We start from the raw sequence: 18,591 nt of genomic DNA, 5'->3' as shown, positions 1-18,591 counted from the left end.
ACCAGTTTTGCCTGGTGACCATAGAGTGTTGGAACCACCCGATCCCATCCCGAACTCGGAAGTGAAACGACAGATCGCCGATGGTAGTGTGGGGTTTCCCCATGTGAGAGTAGGTCATCGCCAGGCACCTTATTTTGAAAACGCTGAAAATATGGCAGTGTTTTAGCTTCGAGTCGATCAGTAATCTTTGAAGCAAACCAGTTTTGCCTGATAGCCACAGAGTATTGGAACCACCCGATCCCATCCCGAACTCGGAAGTGAAACGATGCATCGCCGATGGTAGTGTGGGGCTTCCCCATGTGAGAGTAGGTCACTGTCAGGCGTTAAATAAACAAAAAGGCCCACCAAGAAATTTGTGGGCCTTTTTGTTTATACAGTGAATTGTGACGGGATAGCCCATCACAGAGAAAACCCGTACAACATATCAGCGATATGTAAACCTAAATCGCCCCCCCAAAAAAAACAAAACCATCAAAGTCTCCTGTTTTAATGCCCTTATTTTAAATGAAGTTTGATCATGACAGCAGATCGACGTACCAAACTTAAAGGTCTCTGGAAAACCCTGCTTTCAAGAGTGGAGGGTATCCGGATTATTTCAAGCCGACGGGACAAAAAGATTTCGGTTTTTACCAGAAGTGCTATTTTTTGCTTGCAAGGAAGTAGGGTTTCCTTATAATCAGCCGCGTCTTCGGGGATGGCATCTTTTTCCCGAAGCGTCGAAGTGGTGGGCGTAGCTCAGTTGGTAGAGCCCCGGATTGTGATTCCGGTGGTCGTGGGTTCGAACCCCATCGTCCACCCCAGTTTCAAAAAGGTCTGATTTTTAAGTCAGGCCTTTTCTGTTTCTGAACTCGCCACTCATCATCCTGTTGTACTTCTTCTGATCCTCATACAGTTCAAGATAAATCCTGTATTTTTTGTCGCAATATGCTGCAAGCGATGTGTCAGGGTATAGTGTTTCCTTTTGCTGACTCATAGCCTGAATCGCTTCTTCCAGAGAAGCGTATGTTCCACATGCGACAGAAGATAATAAGGCGCCTGCTAACAGCATACAGTCGGGTTCCTGAGGCATTTTGGCTCGTATACCTGTTATGTTGACATGCTCCTGAACAAACAGTGTATTTTTGGCTAGACCGCCACAGGGTCGGAGTTCGCTGAAGCAGTAGCCATTTTGGGTAAGTCGTTCGATGTTGTGTCTGGCTTCCAATGCAATGGCCTGAATACAGGCCAGGTAAGTCAGGGCCAGACTATCAATGCTTTGATCGAGGCTCAGCCCTGTCATCATCCCTTTCAGGCTCATATCCATTCTGGGGCAGCGGTTACCGGCGAAATAAGGTAAAAGATGAATGTCGTAAGTTAGCAAGGATAGCTTCTGCGTGTCCCCGGCCATGTTTTTCAGAACAGTGTTGAGGTATGAGTAAATGCTCTTGTGGTTTTTTTTCGATTCATTCAAAGCTTTAGCATAGGAAGGATGGCTGGTTAACAGATGCTCAATCAATGCTCCCGCTGCTGATTGTCCAACTATGTTGTGGTAAAAGCCTTCAAGAGCTGAAGGCATAGGCCCCCAGACACCTTCAATGGTTCTTGCAGAACGGCTACTGGCTACATAAATTGTCGAGGTACCTACGACCATGCTGAGTCTGCTTTCCAGACTGCTGTTGTCTTTTTCCGGATGAATTGGCCCAAGAGCTGCGAGACTGCCACCTAAGCCATCAACCATTCCAGTGGCAACCGTTGTGCCTGCTGGCAGTCCTGTTGCTTCTGCTGAAGCGTTACTCAAGCCTCCGGGAACCGGGGAGCATGGTGAAAGTAATTCTCCCCGTCTCAATTCAGGATTGTTAATATTCAGGGCCTTGAGTATTTCTTTTGGTTCGCAGGTGACCTTGGAGCATGGTGTTCGGGTGATGACTCCGGTGAGCTTCCAGGTGATGAAGTCATAAAGATCGAGAATTAACCCGCATTGTGACCATAATTCAGGTTGTTCCTGCTTGAGCCAGAGCATTTTGGAAAGACACATTTCAGGAATTTGTTTAGCGGGCGCATTCCGGCCAGAGCCTGATTCGAATTGTTTGTTAATGATTAGGGACTGAGGTTGTGAACGATGATCCATCCAGCCAAGAATATTGGCTTCCGGATTGCCGGGCAGGTGAAGAGGCTCCAGATCGTGATTGAGTAAAACCTGGGATGCGGTAGCGTCAATGCCAATCCCTTTTATAGACACTGGCTGGTGATATTGCTCAATCAGCTTTCTGATAGAGTTAACGAGACAGCCATATATGTCATCAGAAGACTGTTCCATTATACCAGAGGTCTGCCAGAGCTTTAGTTTCTGGATGTTCTTTGCCAGTATCTTTCCCTTTGTGTTGACCAGAGCAGCTCGCAAACTGGCTGTGCCCACATCAATACTGAGTAGCGCTTCTCGCATCGTTATACCCCTGATAACAATCTTCCATGTTGCATACGGTTTTTTGCCACGAAAATAAGCATAATAGTAGACAAGTTAATCAGCGGGCATTGAAGAGATAAGCATATGTTCATGGACTCAGTGATCGGGCATCGAGGTGCAGCCGCTTTGGCTCCAGAGAATACTTTGGCTGGCATTCAGAAAGCAGCCGATTTGGGGCTGAAATGGATAGAGCTGGATGTGACCCTGCTGGGAGATGGCTCAGCGGTGATGTTTCATGATCCAACAATGAGCAGAACCACTTCAGGACGCGGGCATTTGAAGAGAATGAGCCTGGATCAGGTGGCTACTCTGGATGCCGGAAGCTGGTTTTCAGAAGCGTTCACCGGTGAAAAGGTGCCAACACTGAATGAAACACTGACTTTGATCAAGGAACTGAAGCTGAGCCTGAATCTTGAGTTGAAACCCAATTGTTGCGATTTAAAACTTCTGATTGAGGAAGTGGTAGCTGTGTTGGAGGCAGTTTGCTTTCCTGAGGATCAACTGCTGGTATCCAGCTTTAATCATAAGGCTCTGCTCTTGTATCGGGCAAAAGCTGACAGCAGGATCGGTTGTCTTTTCGAATCGTTGCCTCGAAACTGGAAACATAAAGCCAGACAGGTTGATGCTAAGACGATTCATCTGAATGCCAAAAAACTTAGAGAAAAAAAGGCGCATGAAATCAAAGCCGCAGGTTATGAGTTGTATTGCTACACCGTTAACGAAAAGGATACGGCTGATCGATTAAGAGGATGGGGTGTTGATGGAGTGTTTACGGATAACCCTTCCTTGATACGTTAACAGAGTGCCGACTGACACTCTGTTGTTACTTAAGAGCAGTGTTCTTCGTCTACTTCTCTCAAGTATTTGAACAGTTTTCTGGAAGCCGCGGGTGGTTTCTCCTTTGTGGCTTCCTTTTGGGCGTTACGTACCAGTTGTCGTATGTGCTGATGATCGGCGTCAGGGTATTTGTCGAGGTACTCGGTGAGAACCTCATGCCCTTCATTGATCAGGCGGTCACGCCAGCGTTCCAATTGGTGAAAGCGACGATTGTATTCCTCGCTCGTGGAGTCCAGGCTGTCGAGAAATTTCTGGATCGGTTCCAGCTCCTGGTCTCGCATCAATTTACCAATGAAGCCTAAATGCCGTTTGCGGGCATTATTGCTTTTAATTCGCTTGCTCTCATCCAGTGCTTCCCTGAGGCGCTCATTCAGAGGCAGCTTGTCCAGCGTGGCTGGCTTCATATCCATTAAACGGGCACCCATGGCCTTGAGCTCGTCCATATCACGTTTGAGCTCGGATTTGCTGACGTAAATGATTTCTTCAACGTCGTCTTCAAATTCGTAGGGGTCTTGATCTGACATGATTCGGGTCTATCTAAAGAGATGCCTGCATTTTACTCCAGTTATTGACATTCAGCCATGAGCGGAGAAGGCTGTTACTCCTTTTCCCGGCCAATGATGGTAGCGTCCGGACAGCTCATTCATCGTTAATGTTTTGTTTTTCTTTGGCTATGGGCATTTGCAGCCGGGCACGGCACAATAGGACTTACACGAATAATTCTGGAAGGCAGGAAGTTCATGGGTGATAAAACCAACGCTGTACTGGATCCCCGCTCTGAAGAGGATCGCCTGAAGACACTGGTCAGTGATATTCTGGACGAAGCGCGACGTCAGGGGGCAGATGCCTGTGAAGTCGGTGTCAGTCTGGACGCAGGCCTCTCGGTAGGTGTCAGAATGGGGGATGTTGAAACGGTCGAGTTTAACCGTGATCAGGGTTTTGGTATCACCGTTTATCAGGGAAAGAAAAAAGGATCAGCCAGTACTTCAGACAGTTCATCTGAAGCCATCAGAGAGACTGTGAAGGCAGCTTGCGATATTGCCGGCTACGCCTCGGAAGACCCTTGTGCCGGGCTTGCTGATGCTGAGTTAATGGCGACTGAACTGCCAGATCTGGACCTGTACCACCCTTGGGGGATCGATGCAGAAGAAGCCATAGAGCTGGCTTTGAAGTGCGAAGAAGCTGGCAGAATGTTCAGTAGCAAAATCAAAAATTCTGACGGTGCCAATGTAGGTACCCACCAGGGATGTCGTGTCTATGGTAACAGTCATGGCTTTATTGGCAGTTACATTTCCAGTCGTCATAGTTTAAGTTGTGTTCTGATTGGTGAAAAAGCCGGTGAAATGCAGAGAGATTATTGGTACACCGTCGCTCGTGATGGTAACGATCTGGAGTCTGCTTCGTATGTAGGTCAAAAGGCGGCGGAAAGAACACTAGCCCGACTGGGTGCCAGAAAAGTCCCCACGGGGCAGGTACCTGTCCTGTTTGCGGCAGAAGTGGCCTCAGGTATTGTATCCCACCTGTTGGAAGGCATTAGTGGTGGCAGTCTTTATCGCCGAGCTTCATTCCTGCTGGATCATCTGGGTCAACAGATATTTCCTGACTGGGTGCGTATCCATGAGCAGCCGCACCTGAAAAAGGCACTGGGTTCGGCCAGTTTTGATAATGACGGTTTAGCTACTCGGGCCAAGGACTTTATCTCTGATGGGGTTCTGGCCAGTTATCTCCTGAGTACTTATTCTGCCCGCAAGCTGGGAATGGAGAGTACCGCTAATGCCGGAGGTGTCAATAACCTGTTTCTGGACTGCAATGCAGGCGGCAGGGATGAGCTATTGAAACAGATGGGAACGGGTTTACTAGTGACTGAGTTGATGGGGCAGGGAGTGAATACTGTCACCGGCGATTACTCAAGAGGTGCAGGAGGCTACTGGGTTGAACATGGCGAAATACAGCACCCTGTTTCTGAAGTGACTATCGCTGGAAACCTGAAAGATATGTTTATGAATATGGCTGCTGCAGGGAATGATTATGATCGCAGAGGGGGGATTCAAACCGGTTCGATTCTGATCAGTGAGATGACTCTGGCAGGTGAATAAATAAGTAGCTGATCAGGCTACTACGGTGCAGTCTGCTATCCAACAGTCTGGAATGTTAACTATAAAACAAGGTAGCCAGTCCCAGAAAGGAGAGAAAGCCAACGACATCCGATACTGTCGTCAGTATTATGGTGCCAGCCAGTGCAGGGTCAATATTTATGGATTTGAGAATAACGGGAAGGCTGGCACCGACGATGACGGCAGTACTGAGATTGATGATCATGGCACAGGCGATCACCAGAGCAATGATGGGGTCATGGAACCATAAATAAGCGATCAGGGAAACCAGAGCGGCCCAGAGAATACCATTGAGAAATCCTGCCATTAGTTCGCGACTGAGTAGCCACCGCAGGTTGGTTCTACTGATCTGACCCAGCGCCATGCCCCGAATCACCAGAGTCAGAGCCTGTCCGCCAGCATTGCCGCCCATTCCTGCAACAATTGGCATCAGGACAGCCAGTGCAACGACCTTATCGATGGTGGCCTGAAACATGCCAATAACAGAGGCGGCAATAAAGGCTGTTATCAGGTTGATGCCCAGCCAGACAGCGCGCCGACGGGCCGTTTTCAGTGCGGGGGCAAAGGTATCTTCATCGTCATCCAGACCTGCCATGCTCATCATGGAGTGTTCGGCCTCTTCCCGGATAACATCCACCACGTCGTCAATCGTAATACGGCCCAGTAGCTGTCCCTGCTCAGACACCACCGGTGCTGACACCAGATCCTGCCGTTCAAACAATTGAGCCACCTGGCTGTCTTCCATATTGGCAGCGATGGGTTGCAGATCGGTCTGCATTACTTCAAATACTGTGGCTGAAGGGGCTGTTGTCAGGAGTACTGACAGGGGTAGTGCCCCTATGTATTCGTCTCTGCGGTTGACGACAAACAGGCTGTCAGTCATTTCCGGAATATCCTTATGACGCCTGAGGTAACGGAGCACAACATCGAGAGTGCTGCTGGGCCGAATGGTGATGACATCGGTATTCATCAGTCCGCCGGCTGTGTCTTCCGGATAAGAGAGGACGGCTTCTACCCTTTGCCGATCCTGACTGTCCATGGAATCCAGTACTTTTCGGGTGATGGTGTCGGGCAGTTGTTGCAGGAGGTCTGCTATGTCATCCACGTCCTGACCTTCGGTAATCACTTTCAGCTCTGCCACGTTCATCCTGTCCAGGAAAAACTGTCGGACTTCGTCACTCAGTTCCTGTAATACGTCGCCTTCCATCTCTCGATCAATCAGGCGCCAGAGAAGGCTGCGAAGTTTGGGGGGGGACGATTCGAGCAAGTGAGCCGCATCCGGAGCCGGAAGACCATTCAGCATACGCCTGAGTTCGGGAGAAACGCCGTGTTCAAGGGCCTCGTTGAGTTCCTGAAATGCCTTGTCTCCGATACTCAGTTGTAGCTGTTGTACCATAGATGCGTGCCCGGCTTTTTTGGCAGAAATGACTGAGTGTTGACTTTCTGTTCTACAACTATCCAGTCTGATTGTCAGGCTCAGTCATTTCGCATGTCATTGTTCGTTTGCTTTGTGCCTGACAAGCTTTCGCTTTCAAGCGAGGCAATTTGAGATACCAGTATAAACAGAGATTTAATGGTGAAAAGGATGATTATTCACCCTCTTCAAAAAAATCATTGATCAGATTGCACAACGCTGTACAGGCCTCTTCTTCATCATGGCCTTCAAATGTTAAATCAAGGACAGAGCCTTTTCCTGCCGCCAGCATCATGACGGCCATGATACTTTTTCCATCCACCTCACGGCCGTCGAAGCCCACTTTCACCTGACTGGTGAAAGCCGAAGTTGTGGAAACAAATTTAGATGCTGCCCGTGCATGGAGACCGAGTTTATTAATAATGGTGATCTGCTTCTGGATCATTATTTTGAAAGCTCCCGATGTCTGACCTGAACACAGTCAAAACGTTCCTTGAGCCACTCGCTCAGTTTTTCACTGATAAATACGGAGCGGTGCTGCCCGCCGGTACACCCGATTGCAATCGTCATATAACTGCGCTGTCCGGATTCGAACCTCGGTAACCATTTTTCCACGAATCTGCAGAGATCTTCAAACATCTCATTTACCATGGGTTCAGCCGCCAGAAAATCTTTAACGGGCTTATCTTGGCCTGTGTAAGATCTTAACGCTTCAATCCAGAAAGGATTAGGTAAACAGCGAACATCAAAAACAAAGTCAGCATCAATCGGCATGCCGTGCTTGAAGCCAAACGACTGGATCATCAGCGTCATACTCTTGCTCGTGGCGCCGCATATTCGCTGTCTTATTTGTTCTCTGATTTCATGGACAGACAGTGGTGAAGTGTCCAGCCTTATGTCGGCTTCTTCAGCCAGAGGAGCCAGCAGTTTCTTTTCCAGATTGATCGCTTCTTTCAGAGAACGCTCATCATTGCTGAGAGGGTGGCGACGGCGTGTCGAGCTGTACCGCTTCATCAGGGTGTCGCTGTCTGCGTCCAGAAAGATGACCTGACACTCAACCTCCTGTTTTTTCAACTTTTCCAACAATGCCGGAAAGCGTTCCAGAGCGCCGGGTACATTACGAACATCCAAACTGACAGCCATGCGGTGAGGTTCGAGCAGATTGCTTTTGAGATTGGTCGGCAATTCGTTCAACATGCTGGCAGGCAAGTTGTCTACACAGTAAAAGCCTTCATCTTCAAGGGCGTGAAGCGCGGAACTTTTGCCAGAGCCTGAACGTCCGCTGATGATGACCAACTTCATGGAGTGTCCTTCCCGATTGTTTGACTGTGCAAACAGGCTTCTCACCTGATTCCGAGTGGGGCAAGTCTATCAAAACCCAATGAGATTAGAACCAGTCGCTTTCTTTTATTTCAAGCATAGTCCGGATATTTCTATCCATGCATTTTTGAAGGATAAATAGGTTTCAAGTCACGATAGTGAAGGAAGTCAACAGGGTTCTTGCAGGCCAAAAAACATTTTGCCCGCCTCCGTTTCCAGATGGGCATGCAAAATGTTTTTTATTTACCTGTTAAACAGGGCTGCAGATGATGTTATACAGCGCTTTGGGGTTTTTTGCTGCTCGCATCTGGCTCAGCAATATTTCTGATTGAAAGCGTTCAGCCACAGCCTGCAGTATATTGAGATGCTCCTGTGTATTTTCTTCCGGAACAATGAGTGCGAACACCAGATCGACCGGTTGTTTATCCACAGAATCAAAATCAACTGGTTCGGACAGTTTGATCAGAAGTCCGGTGGGATGTTGACAGGCACTGGAGCGACAGTGAGGCAGGGCTATTCCTTTGCCTAAACCGGTGGTACCGAGTCGCTCTCTGTTAATCAGCTTGTTAAACAGATCCTTGGTGTTTATGGCGGGAACATGTTCACAGATGATTTCCGCGACAATTTCCAGGACTTTCTTTTTGCTGGCCCCCTGCACATCACATAGGGTGCGCCCGGGGGTAAGAATGTTTTTGATAATCATACAACGATCGATGCTTACAGGCGGCCACTGGCACCCTGTAGCCGGTCAAGCGTCTTCTCTTTGTGTTTTACCAGTTGTCGGTCCAGTTTGTCCGACATGTCGTCAATAGCAGCGTACATATCTTCAGCCTCAGCGGTTGCATTGATATCCGCCCCGCGAACGTGCAGAGTCGCTTCCACTTTGTGCTTCAATTTCTCAACACTCAGGGTGACCTGAACGTTAGTGATCTGATCAAAGTGGGCGGCAAGGCGGTCGAGTTTCTTGGTGACATAATCTTTCAGAGCCTCAGTCACCTCTACATGATGTCCACTGATGTTGACTTGCATGTAACGCTCTCCTGCTGATCCCGATTCTTGACATTGGACTGCCCCCGGGATTTTACGGGCAGCCCTGATTGAAAGTCTATCACTGTCAATGACAGTTGGCGTTGTTCTGAGACAAAAAACCTAAGGGGCGATTTGTGGTATAAGGGCCGTTTACCTCAACCGCTGAAAGCTCAGATAAGTTGCTTGCGTTCATTCGATGGTGGAATGTTCATCGATTCGCGATATTTGGCGATGGTCCTTCTGGCCACTTTAATTCCCTGCTCACCCAGCAAACCGGCAATTTTGTTATCGCTCAGTGGTTTTTTTGGGTTTTCATCGGATACCAGTTTCTTAATCAAAGCTCTGATGGCTGTTGAAGAGCACTCACCGCCAGAGTCTGTGCTGACGTGGCTGGAGAAAAAGTATTTCAGTTCAAACACGCCTCTTGGGGTGTGCATATATTTCTGGGTAGTGACCCTGGAAATGGTGGATTCGTGCATATCCACCGCCTGAGCGATGTCGGCCAACACCAGAGGCTTCATAGCCTGTTCACCCAGCTCCAGAAACTCTTTCTGAAATTCAACAATCTTGCCGGCAACTTTTAGCAGGGTTTCGTTACGACTCTGGAGGTTTTTCAGAAACCAGCGGGCTTCCTGCAGCTGGTTCTTCATAAATACATTGTCACGACTGTTATTGGCACGCTGTACCATTGAGGCGTAATTGTTGTTGATGCGAAGCCTGGGCAGGGACTCTGAGTTCAGCTCAACCGCCCAGCGGTCCTTGATTTTGGTGACTGAAATATCAGGGGTGACGTATTCTGTCTGTGCCTGACCGATTTCGGCTCCGGGTCTGGGATTGAGGCTCTGAACCAGATGAAGGGCTTCTCTGAGTTGATGTTCTTTGAGGCGGGTACGCCGCATGATCTGAGCGTAGTCACGACTACCCAGTGCCGGTAGATGATTCTGGATCAGAAGGCGTGCTTCTCTGAGGAAGTGGGTTTCTTTTGGCAGTTGATTGAGTTGAACTTCGAGGCATTCTTTCAGATTGGCACTGGCGCAACCCACCGGGTCAAAGTGAAGAATCCGTCGTTGCATGACCTGCAATTCTTCAAACGCGAGTTCCTCTATCTGCTCCTGCAGTGACAGATAAATATCTTGCAGGGGGTGGGTCAGGTAGCCATCATTGTTAGTGGCTTCTATCACAGCCAGGCCCATTAGCCTGTCTCTATCTGTCATGGGAGTCAGGTTTAACTGCCATTCCAGATAGTCCTGAAGGGACTCAGCAGCGCGGGAGCGAGCAAAAGGGTCATGTTCTTCATCGACTGAGGCGGGCAGGCTGGAGTAGATATCATCCCATCCGGAGTCAACGGGCAGGTCATTGGGAATGCTATCGGCCCACTCAGGCTCTTCCGGTTCAGGAGGCTGCTCCGCTTTTTCACTGAAGTCAACAGGCTGCTCCCCTTCATCGAGGGATACAGATGGTTCTTCGACAGACTCTTCAGACTCCAACATCGGGTTGGATTCAAGAGCTTCCTGGATTTCCTGCTGAAGATCCAGAGTGGAAAGTTGTAGAAGCCTTATGGCCTGTTGCAGCTGAGGTGTCATGGTCAGCTGCTGGCCCATTTTTAGCTGTAAGGATGGCTTCATAGGGCAACGGTATACCTTTACTTCGGGGTCTGCACTGAGGGGGCGGATTTAATGCCATCAGCCCCTGACAGTTATTTCTCAGTGCGTGCTCATTATTTTGATTGGGCTACTCTCCATGTCTCGCGATTATAATCACATCTGAAGCTTCGGGAAAGTGGATTCATCACGACAGCCATGAAACACTGAGAACAAAAGTTTGAAAACAGACCAGGTCAACAGCTTTGCTCGCTACTTTGACGACACCCTCCCAGAGATGATCAGAGACTAAACTGATGTCCGAGATAGACGTCACGAACCCTTTGGTTAGCCAGGACGGCCTGACTATTACCTTCAGCAATAATAGTGCCTTCACTGACAATATAGGCCTTCTCGCAGATATCCAGCGTTTCCCGTACATTGTGATCGGTGATCAGGACTCCGATGTCCCGGGCTTTCAAGTGAGTGATTATCGCCTTGATATCGCCAACAGAAATGGGGTCGACACCGGCAAAGGGTTCATCAAGCAGAATAAATTTTGGGTCAGTGCAAAGGGCGCGGGCAATTTCTACCCTGCGTTTTTCGCCACCAGAAAGACTCATACCGGGATTGTCCCTGATATGATTGATATTGAACTCTTCCAGTAATGACTCCATTTTTGCCATGCGATCTTTTCTGGAGAGGTCGGAACGGGTTTCCAGTATGGAAAGCAGGTTGTCGGTGACCGTCAATTTCCTGAAAATAGACACTTCCTGTGGCAGGTAACCTACTCCGGCTCTGGCACGGCCGTGCATAGGTTCATGAGTTAAATTCTGGCCACTGAGGTCTACCTGCCCACCGTCTGCTTTTACGAGACCTACAATCATGTAAAAGCAGGTAGTTTTTCCGGCCCCGTTGGGGCCAAGAAGTCCGACAATCTGACCGCTGTCGACAGCCAAGGAAACGTCTTTGACGACCTGTCTGCCCTTGTAGCTTTTGCTGAGATGTTCTGCCTTAAGCGTTGCCATCCGGAGTCTGTCTTCCTGTTTAAAAGTTGGCTGTCGTTGTTCTGACAACCTTTCAGGTCTGTTGCCTGTCGAGTCATTAAGCAGTATGTGTAATGGGATTCTAGTACTACTGCTGTTTCTCGGGTTTGGGCTGGTAAATCATTTTGACCCGACCATCCGGGCTGCTTTTGTTCTCACTGCCCTTGGCATTCACAGTCTGTTTGGACAGGTCGTAATCAATACGTTCACCTGTGAAGGTATCACCCTTGCGGGTCAACTTTGCCTGTTTGATCAGTTGGATCTTATCGCCAGCCACCTGATAGTCGATAGTATGTCCCCAAGCTTGCAGGATGCCCTGATTATCAGGCTGTTGCTCTTCGTAGTAAGCCCTTTTCTTGTAGCCTTCTGCCACGATCTTCTTAACTTCTTGCCGGACAGAGTATACAGTCACCTTGTCTCCGGTAATCCGGGTAGTACCCTGGACCATCACAACATCCCCCATATAGATGGAGATGCCCTTTTTGTTATCGATATCTGCTGTGTTGGATTCGATCTCGATAGGCTTCTGCCGGTCTGATGGCAGTGCTTGTGCCATGACTGGAAGCATTACCATGGCTCCCAGCATCAGGTAATGTGCAATCCCTCTGCGACGGCTCTTTCTGTCTGACCGCAGATTTGGATCAAGGCGCTTGGCCTGCTCATGGCTTTGGCTCATGAAATCCTCTTACCCTAGACTTGAGTTTAACCAGACTCTCGATGTAGAAAGCCTCCATACCAATGGCACGTGTACGTCCAGTGTCGTTGGTGATCAGTACCGGTCGATCAGTCACTGCCAGTCCCTTATCAGAGTATATGGTCATAAAATCAGTGTCTATGCGCACCTGGCTGCTATTGTTAAGGTCCGTCTGGGTCATTACTACTTGATCCCAGAGCTCTATATCCTCGTTGCCGGGTAACAGTTTGCCATAAAGGGCATCGGCAACCATGGGTTTTTGGGGGTTGCTGAAGTTCTCCAGGTGGGGGGCCTGCAACAATGTTGTATCGTTATGCGGGTAATGGGTGATGCTGTCTGAAATCAATGTGTAATCCAGTTCACCCTCCTCGTTGTATTGGGTGATTTGGGTATCGATGAAATAGTAGTCAGCGTTTTCTCGAACCAGAGGCTGTTTTCCCTGAACCCCCACGTGGAGGTTGCTGTCATAAGCCCAATAGCCAATGCCGACCAATGTCAGCATCAGAAAAGCAACCAGCATTAAGTTCCGATTGAGCATCAAGTCATTGGCTCCGGGTCACAATCCAGTCAGAATCTGCATGATCAGATACCGACAAAAGAAGGCTGTTCAGGAAAATGGTGGCCCGTTTTTGCAGGCGACAGCATTCTCGCAGTAAATGAGTAGAGTCTATCATGATTTTTTTTGATCATCAGAGACTGTAGGTGAATGTTTTCAAAGGCTAGACATTGACTATCGTCCTTGTGAAATGAAGTTAAAAGGTTGTCTTTTACTATTGTCAAATAGTGCTCAAATTATAAAAATGTCGCTGTCCAGAGTCCGATAGATGCCTGACTGAAAGCCATTACAGCGACATTTGAGGTGTTTTTAACTCTATTTCAGGTAACTGGCCAGCATAGTATCCAGCTTGCCTTTGGCTGCGAGGATGAAGTCACAGAATTCTCTGGCTGCACCTGCGCCTCCATAATTAGAAGTGATGGCGGGTGAGTGTTCACGAACGTAGTAGTGTCCGTTTGGAACAGTACAACCAAAACCAACCTGTCGAATGGCCGGAAGATCGGGCAGATCATCACCGATGTAGGCCACCTCATCCAGGCTCAAACCCTGACCCTCATCCTGAAGTAACTCTTGTAGGGCGATGAATTTGTCTTCACGGCCCTGATAGAGAAAATCTACATCCAGGTCAGAAGCTCGTTTTTCAACAAACACGGACCGGCGGCCGGTGATAATGGCCGTTTTTACACCTGACTGCTTGAGCATTTTCAGGCCATGACCATCCAGAGTGTTGAATATTTTGAGTGATTCGCCATGCTCACCAAAAAGCAGTTTGCCGTCAGTGAGAACGCCGTCGACATCGAAAACGGCCAAACGAACACGGGCAGCAGCGGACTGCAGTGAAGAGCTGATCATACTACGCCTGCTTTCAGTAAATCGTGCATGTTGATGGCACCAATCAATTCATTGTCATCATCCACGCAGATCAGTGCGTTAATTTTCCGGTCATCCATAATCTTCAGGGCTTCAGCCGCAAGGATTTCAGGGTTGATAGTTTTGCAGTGGCCGGTCATCACTTCATCAATCAGTGTCGATTTGGGGTCAACGCCCTTGTCCAGAGCCCGGCGCAGGTCACCGTCAGTGAAAATGCCAATGACATGGCGTTGGTTATCAACAATGGCAGTCATCCCCAGTCCTTTGCGAGTCACTTCCAGCAGGGCATCACTCATTGGTGTGCCCAAAGGAACCTCTGGTACCCGTCTGCCAATATGCATGATGTCTTTTACTTTAAGAAGCAGCCGTTTACCAAGTGAGCCACCAGGATGAGAAAAAGCAAAATCTTCAGCGGTGAATCCACGGGCTTCTAGCAGAGCTATAGCCAACGCATCACCCATTACCAGAGCTGTGGTAGTGCTGGAGGTAGGTGCGAGGTCAAGAGGGCATGCTTCTTTTTCAACCCCGGTGTTGAGATGGGCTTCAGCATCTTTGGCCAGCGTCGAATCCGGGTTGCCGGTCATGCTGATCAGGGGGGTGCCGAGTCTTTTCAATAGCGGCAGGAGGGTAATGACCTCGCTGGTTTCGCCAGAATTGGAGAGAGCCAGAACCACGTCTTCATGGGTGACCATGCCCATATCTCCGTGGCTGGCTTCCCCCGGATGTACAAAATATGCAGGGGTACCGGTACTGGCCAGGGTTGCGGCAAGTTTACGGGCAATATGTCCCGACTTGCCCATGCCAACGACAATAATCCGACCACGGCATTCCAGCATAACGCGGCAGGCTTTAGCAAAGCTGCTGTCGATCCTGTCGATCAGGCTCTGAACGGCTTCCAGTTCCATGGTAATGGTGCGGCGACCAATTGAGATAAACGGCTCGTCAGTAGTCATATTGCATACAGATTAGTTGTGACTCGGTTATTCTATAGTGCCTTTTGCCACAGTAACAGTTCGGGATGGCTGCAGTAGAGCCTGTGCAGTAGGGCCAGTTCTTTCCAGATCCCGATACTGTAAGCATTAACAGACTCACGGAGCCGGGGTGGCGCAGACACTAGATGATAGAGCTGACCGGAGTCAGCCCAGCCTCAGAAAGTCAGTGCTGAATAAATAGCCAGACATTGTAGAGGGCGTATATTGAGAGCAGAAAAACGCCAGCCACTCTGCCTAAATGTCGAGGTTTCCTGCCAATCAGGCAAATCAGGGTCAACAGTATCGTCATGCCCAGCATGACGGGATAATCTCGCAGTATAACCGCTTTGTCCAGTGCTCCGGGAGCTACCAGTCCAGGCATGGAGAGAACTGCCAGGAGGTTAAATGTGTTAGAGCCGATCACATTGCCCAAGGCAATATCATGGTGGCCTTTTATGGCACTGGTAATGGAAGCAGCCAGTTCTGGCAGGCTGGTACCAATGGCGACAATCGTCAGCCCGATCACCAGATCGCTGATGCCCAAGGTCCTGGCGATCTCAGTGGCTCCCCATACCAGCAGCTGTGAGCTGCACAATAATAATAAAAGACCAGAACCCAGCATGAACCAGGCTTTTGCCGGAGAGAGTTCTGGAATTTCCTCATCTTCCACTACTGACTCATCCGGGTGTTGTTTCTGCCAGTGAATCAACAGGTAGAGGGTAATGACAAGGCCTGCCAGCAGGATCAAGCCATCTATTCTGCCCAGATAACCATTGGCAACGCAGAGGCCGGCAACAATGGTGATCACCAGTAGAAGAGGGATTTCCCTTTTTGTCAGAGCTTTCTTAACAGGCAGGGGAGCTATAAGGGCAGTAACACCCAGAACCAGACCTATGTTGGCGATGTTTGAACCCATGGCGTTGCCCACTGCCAGCCCCGGGAATCCTTGCAGGGCAGCCGTCAGAGAGACCAGGATTTCAGGTGCAGAGGTGCCTATAGAGACCACTGTCAAACCGATTAACATTCTTGACACGTTCAGATTGCTGGCTGTGGCAGCAGCACCTGCAACAAAACAGTCTGCACTCCAGGTCAGGATAATAAAGCCAACCAGAATGGCAGCAAGGGCAATGAGCATAGGAGGAATTCTCTTATCTAATTTGGGGCGACTGGCCGAAATGGTTTTTTTACATTGGAAGCGGCAAGATGATTTTATTTAGCCATTTTTTTGTTAAAAAACCATTATCTGGAAAGGAGGCAGTCATTCTCGGGATCGACGAGTTTGTTAGCATGGATCAACCAATCCAGGCTTAAGTGGAAATCGTTGAGTCTAAGTCTGTTGATAGTGAAAAGATAGTAAATAGCCAGTAAAGAAGCAGTTTGGATGTCGTGATACTAATAAGGATACGTACTGATAGTTCAAAAAGTAGCCGAGAGTCGTCATAATGAGAGGCGGGTAGTGGTAAGCTGTCAGGTAGTGTCGGTTACTGCTTGGTGCAGTCCATACATATACAAGGAATCGCCTTCCAATGTCAGAGGCAAGTGATAACTTTATAGAGATCCATGGTTTGACGTTCCATCGCGGCGATCGAACTATTTTCAAAAATGTTGATATCACCATCCCAAGGGGAAAGGTGGTCGGTATTATGGGGCCGTCCGGTACCGGTAAAACAACGTTATTGCGTTTAATTGGGCGTCAACTTCGCTCTGACTCCGGACAGATCTTTGTGGATGGCCAGAATCTTGATTTGCTCTCCCGTGAAGAGCTGTTTCGTACCCGCCGCAAAATGGGCATGCTTTTTCAGAGCGGTGCTCTCTTTACCGATTTGTCGGTGTTTGAAAATGTCGCCTTCCCTCTGCGCATTCATACCAGGCTGGCTGAGCCAATGATTCGGGATATTGTGTTTATGAAACTGGAGGCGGTGGGGCTGCGGGGGGCGTGGTCGTTGATGCCAGCAGAACTGTCAGGTGGGATGAACCGTCGCGTGGCACTGGCCAGAGCTATAGCACTGGATCCGGCCATGGTGATGTACGACGAGCCCTTTGTAGGGCAGGATCCCATAGCTATGGGCGTGCTGGTCAAACTGATCAGGATGTTGAACGAAGCACTGAATATCACCAGTATCGTGGTATCACACGACCTTCATGAAACGGCATCCATTTCGGACTATCTCTACCTGTTAGCCGACGGTGAATTGATTGGTCAGGGTGAGCCGGACAGTCTGATGAACTCCACTGATTCAAGGATTAAGCAGTTTATGAATGGGCTTTCCGATGGTCCGGTGCCATTCCATTACCCGGCACCAGATTATAAAGAAGTATTGTTGGGTGGGGGGACTGGATGAGTACAGGTATTCTTGACAGAGTGACACAGCTCGGTCGTTTTGGGCTGGATCAGATTCAATCCGTGGGTCGGGCAGGTATTTTTCTTGTGCTGGCTATTTTCTCCCGTGCCGGCTTCAGTAAACGCTTCTCCTTATTAGTTCAGCAGCTCTACAGCGTCGGCGTAATGTCGCTGATTATTGTTACTGTGTCAGGGCTGTTTATTGGCATGGTATTGGCGTTGCAGGGTTACAATATTCTGATTCGATACGGCTCGGAAGATGCGGTGGGGCAGATGGTGGCTCTCAGCCTCCTGAGAGAGTTGGGGCCGGTTGTTACAGCTCTGCTGTTCGCCGGACGAGCAGGCTCTGCCCTGACGGCTGAAATAGGTTTGATGAAAACTACGGAACAACTGTCCAGTATGGAAATGATCGGGGTTGATCCACTCAAGCGGGTCATTGCTCCGCGATTCTGGGCAGGGGTTATCTCCATGCCATTGCTGGCCGCCATTTTCAGTCTGGTCGGTATATTGGGAGCAGTGATGGTCGGCGTGGATTGGCTGGGTATTTATGAGGGCTCTTTCTGGGCCACTATGCAGGCTTCGGTCAGTCTGGTGGCGGATATAGGCAATGGGCTGATCAAAAGTCTTGTATTTGGTTTTGTCGTGACCTGGATAGCCGTATTCCAGGGGTATGATGCCATCCCCACTTCAGAGGGCGTCAGCCGGGCCACAACAAGGACGGTTGTTTACTCTTCACTAGCCATTCTGGGGCTGGATTTTATTTTGACCGCTGTCATGTTTGGAGAACTCTAAGATGCGGATGAGAACGGTAGAGATAAGTGTCGGCGGTTTTATGTTGGCCGGGATGCTGGCGCTGGTTGTACTGGCACTAAAAGTCAGTGGGCTTTCATTGGAAAGCGGCAGGCAAACCTACACCGTGACAGCCATGTTTGATAACACCGGAACCCTTAAGCCAAGAGCCAAAGTAGCCCTGGCCGGTGTCATCATTGGCAGAGTCACCAAGGTTGAACTCGACAAGCAGACCTATATGGCCAAGGTTGAGATGGAAATCGATTCTCATATAGATAACATACCCAGCGACAGCACCGCCTCCATCGTGACAGCAGGGCTTTTGGGTGAGAAATATATTGGTATCAGTATTGGCGGAGATACAAACTACATCAAACCCGGTGGTCGCTTCGAGGATACCCAGTCAGCTGTTATTCTGGAAGAGTTGATTGGCAAATTCCTTCTGGGTTCAGTCGATAAGGACTAGCAGCCTGTCGGACTTAAGCGTCCGTAGCGAGGATTGCAAGAAATTGAGGATAAAAATTTCTGCTTCTGAGGAGAATAGCGAGCTATTTGACGAAGAAGCAGGAATTTTTAGACCAATTTAT

19 protein-coding genes, 1 tRNA gene and 2 rRNA genes are annotated in these 18,591 nt (G+C 49.1%); 8 read left to right on the top strand and 14 right to left on the bottom strand.

Annotated elements, in window-relative coordinates; translation table 11 throughout:
• The first annotated feature begins 10 nt into the window (after positions 1–10).
• The 3 genes from rrf (KBW69_RS22350) to KBW69_RS22340 all read left to right on the top strand — a co-directional run bounded on the left by rrf (KBW69_RS22350) (position 11) and on the right by KBW69_RS22340 (position 800).
• Positions 11–126: ribosomal RNA gene (gene rrf / locus KBW69_RS22350) — 5S ribosomal RNA — on the top strand.
• Positions 127–206: 80 nt separating this feature from the next.
• Positions 207–322: ribosomal RNA gene (rrf, locus tag KBW69_RS22345) — 5S ribosomal RNA — on the top strand.
• A 402-nt stretch (positions 323–724) separates the two neighbouring features.
• Positions 725–800 (top strand) — tRNA-His (locus KBW69_RS22340).
• Between the two features lie 20 nt (positions 801–820).
• On the opposite strand, the gene KBW69_RS22335 is transcribed toward KBW69_RS22340, so the two are convergent.
• A complete protein-coding gene (locus KBW69_RS22335; protein WP_257282343.1) occupies positions 821–2,422 on the bottom strand; it encodes an FGGY-family carbohydrate kinase in 1,602 nt (533 codons plus the stop codon).
• 105 nt (positions 2,423–2,527) lie between these two features.
• Between KBW69_RS22335 and KBW69_RS22330 the strand changes: the two genes are divergently transcribed.
• Entirely contained in the window at positions 2,528–3,241 is a 714-nt protein-coding gene (locus KBW69_RS22330) for a glycerophosphoryl diester phosphodiesterase (RefSeq protein ID WP_257282342.1), read from the top strand.
• Positions 3,242–3,270: 29 nt separating this feature from the next.
• Here the strand turns inward: KBW69_RS22330 and yjgA are convergent, their stop codons facing one another.
• Positions 3,271–3,804, bottom strand: a complete 534-nt coding sequence (gene yjgA, locus KBW69_RS22325) for a ribosome biogenesis factor YjgA (RefSeq protein ID WP_257253910.1) — start codon at positions 3,802–3,804, stop codon at positions 3,271–3,273.
• A gap of 216 nt (positions 3,805–4,020) precedes the next feature.
• On the opposite strand from yjgA, the gene pmbA reads away from it, so the two are divergent.
• Complete coding sequence (gene pmbA / locus KBW69_RS22320) at positions 4,021–5,376, top strand: metalloprotease PmbA (protein ID WP_257282341.1); 1,356 nt, start codon at positions 4,021–4,023, stop codon at positions 5,374–5,376.
• Positions 5,377–5,431: 55 nt separating this feature from the next.
• Here pmbA and mgtE read toward each other — a convergent pair whose 3' ends face one another.
• From mgtE to KBW69_RS22260, 12 genes are all read right to left on the bottom strand, one after another.
• The gene (gene mgtE, locus KBW69_RS22315; protein WP_257253912.1) at positions 5,432–6,790 is read right to left on the bottom strand and encodes a magnesium transporter; all 1,359 of its coding nucleotides are present in this window, start codon (positions 6,788–6,790) and stop codon (positions 5,432–5,434) included.
• A gap of 193 nt (positions 6,791–6,983) precedes the next feature.
• Positions 6,984–7,253: an HPr family phosphocarrier protein gene (locus KBW69_RS22310; protein WP_257253913.1), complete on the bottom strand. Its 270-nt coding sequence runs from the start codon at positions 7,251–7,253 to the stop codon at positions 6,984–6,986.
• Positions 7,253–8,110 carry an RNase adapter RapZ gene (gene rapZ / locus KBW69_RS22305; RefSeq protein ID WP_257253916.1) on the bottom strand — a complete coding sequence of 286 codons (858 nt, stop codon included), beginning with the start codon at positions 8,108–8,110 and terminating at the stop codon, positions 7,253–7,255. The genes KBW69_RS22310 and rapZ overlap by 1 nt, the downstream gene beginning before the upstream one ends.
• A gap of 268 nt (positions 8,111–8,378) precedes the next feature.
• Positions 8,379–8,831 (bottom strand): PTS sugar transporter subunit IIA, encoded by a 453-nt coding sequence (locus tag KBW69_RS22300; RefSeq protein WP_257253917.1) that lies wholly within the window; start codon positions 8,829–8,831, stop codon positions 8,379–8,381.
• Positions 8,832–8,845: 14 nt separating this feature from the next.
• Positions 8,846–9,157, bottom strand: coding sequence for a ribosome hibernation-promoting factor, HPF/YfiA family (gene hpf, locus KBW69_RS22295; protein ID WP_257253920.1), 312 nt, complete (start codon positions 9,155–9,157; stop codon positions 8,846–8,848).
• Positions 9,158–9,327: 170 nt separating this feature from the next.
• Positions 9,328–10,782: an RNA polymerase factor sigma-54 gene (locus tag KBW69_RS22290; protein WP_257282340.1), complete on the bottom strand. Its 1,455-nt coding sequence runs from the start codon at positions 10,780–10,782 to the stop codon at positions 9,328–9,330.
• Positions 10,783–11,039: 257 nt separating this feature from the next.
• Complete coding sequence (lptB, locus tag KBW69_RS22285) at positions 11,040–11,765, bottom strand: LPS export ABC transporter ATP-binding protein (RefSeq protein ID WP_257282339.1); 726 nt, start codon at positions 11,763–11,765, stop codon at positions 11,040–11,042.
• A 106-nt stretch (positions 11,766–11,871) separates the two neighbouring features.
• Positions 11,872–12,459 (bottom strand): lipopolysaccharide transport periplasmic protein LptA, encoded by a 588-nt coding sequence (gene lptA, locus KBW69_RS22280; RefSeq protein ID WP_257282338.1) that lies wholly within the window; start codon positions 12,457–12,459, stop codon positions 11,872–11,874.
• The gene (gene lptC, locus KBW69_RS22275; protein WP_257252646.1) at positions 12,443–13,015 is read right to left on the bottom strand and encodes an LPS export ABC transporter periplasmic protein LptC; all 573 of its coding nucleotides are present in this window, start codon (positions 13,013–13,015) and stop codon (positions 12,443–12,445) included. Before lptC ends, lptA begins: the two co-directional genes overlap by 17 nt.
• A gap of 333 nt (positions 13,016–13,348) precedes the next feature.
• Positions 13,349–13,882 carry a KdsC family phosphatase gene (locus tag KBW69_RS22270; RefSeq protein WP_373690729.1) on the bottom strand — a complete coding sequence of 178 codons (534 nt, stop codon included), beginning with the start codon at positions 13,880–13,882 and terminating at the stop codon, positions 13,349–13,351.
• Positions 13,882–14,856: a KpsF/GutQ family sugar-phosphate isomerase gene (locus tag KBW69_RS22265; protein WP_257282336.1), complete on the bottom strand. Its 975-nt coding sequence runs from the start codon at positions 14,854–14,856 to the stop codon at positions 13,882–13,884. Before KBW69_RS22265 ends, KBW69_RS22270 begins: the two co-directional genes overlap by 1 nt.
• A gap of 202 nt (positions 14,857–15,058) precedes the next feature.
• On the bottom strand, positions 15,059–16,009 hold the full coding sequence (locus KBW69_RS22260; protein WP_257282335.1) for a calcium/sodium antiporter: 951 nt from the start codon (positions 16,007–16,009) through the stop codon (positions 15,059–15,061).
• A gap of 391 nt (positions 16,010–16,400) precedes the next feature.
• On the opposite strand from KBW69_RS22260, the gene KBW69_RS22255 reads away from it, so the two are divergent.
• The 3 genes from KBW69_RS22255 to mlaD are packed head-to-tail and all read left to right on the top strand — an operon-like array spanning position 16,401 to position 18,470.
• Positions 16,401–17,216: an ATP-binding cassette domain-containing protein gene (locus KBW69_RS22255; protein WP_257254230.1), complete on the top strand. Its 816-nt coding sequence runs from the start codon at positions 16,401–16,403 to the stop codon at positions 17,214–17,216.
• Positions 17,213–18,007, top strand: a complete 795-nt coding sequence (mlaE, locus tag KBW69_RS22250; RefSeq protein WP_257254232.1) for a lipid asymmetry maintenance ABC transporter permease subunit MlaE — start codon at positions 17,213–17,215, stop codon at positions 18,005–18,007. The genes KBW69_RS22255 and mlaE overlap by 4 nt, the downstream gene beginning before the upstream one ends.
• A 1-nt stretch (position 18,008) precedes the next feature.
• Positions 18,009–18,470: an outer membrane lipid asymmetry maintenance protein MlaD gene (gene mlaD, locus KBW69_RS22245; RefSeq protein ID WP_257254233.1), complete on the top strand. Its 462-nt coding sequence runs from the start codon at positions 18,009–18,011 to the stop codon at positions 18,468–18,470.
• Positions 18,471–18,591 lie beyond the last annotated feature (121 nt).

Origin of the sequence: Endozoicomonas sp. ISHI1 (genome assembly GCF_024606225.1) — a bacterium.
Classification (GTDB): Bacteria; Pseudomonadota; Gammaproteobacteria; order Pseudomonadales; family Endozoicomonadaceae; genus Endozoicomonas_A.
Note: the sequence above shows the minus strand (reverse complement) of the source record. Positions and strands in the feature narration are given on the sequence as shown.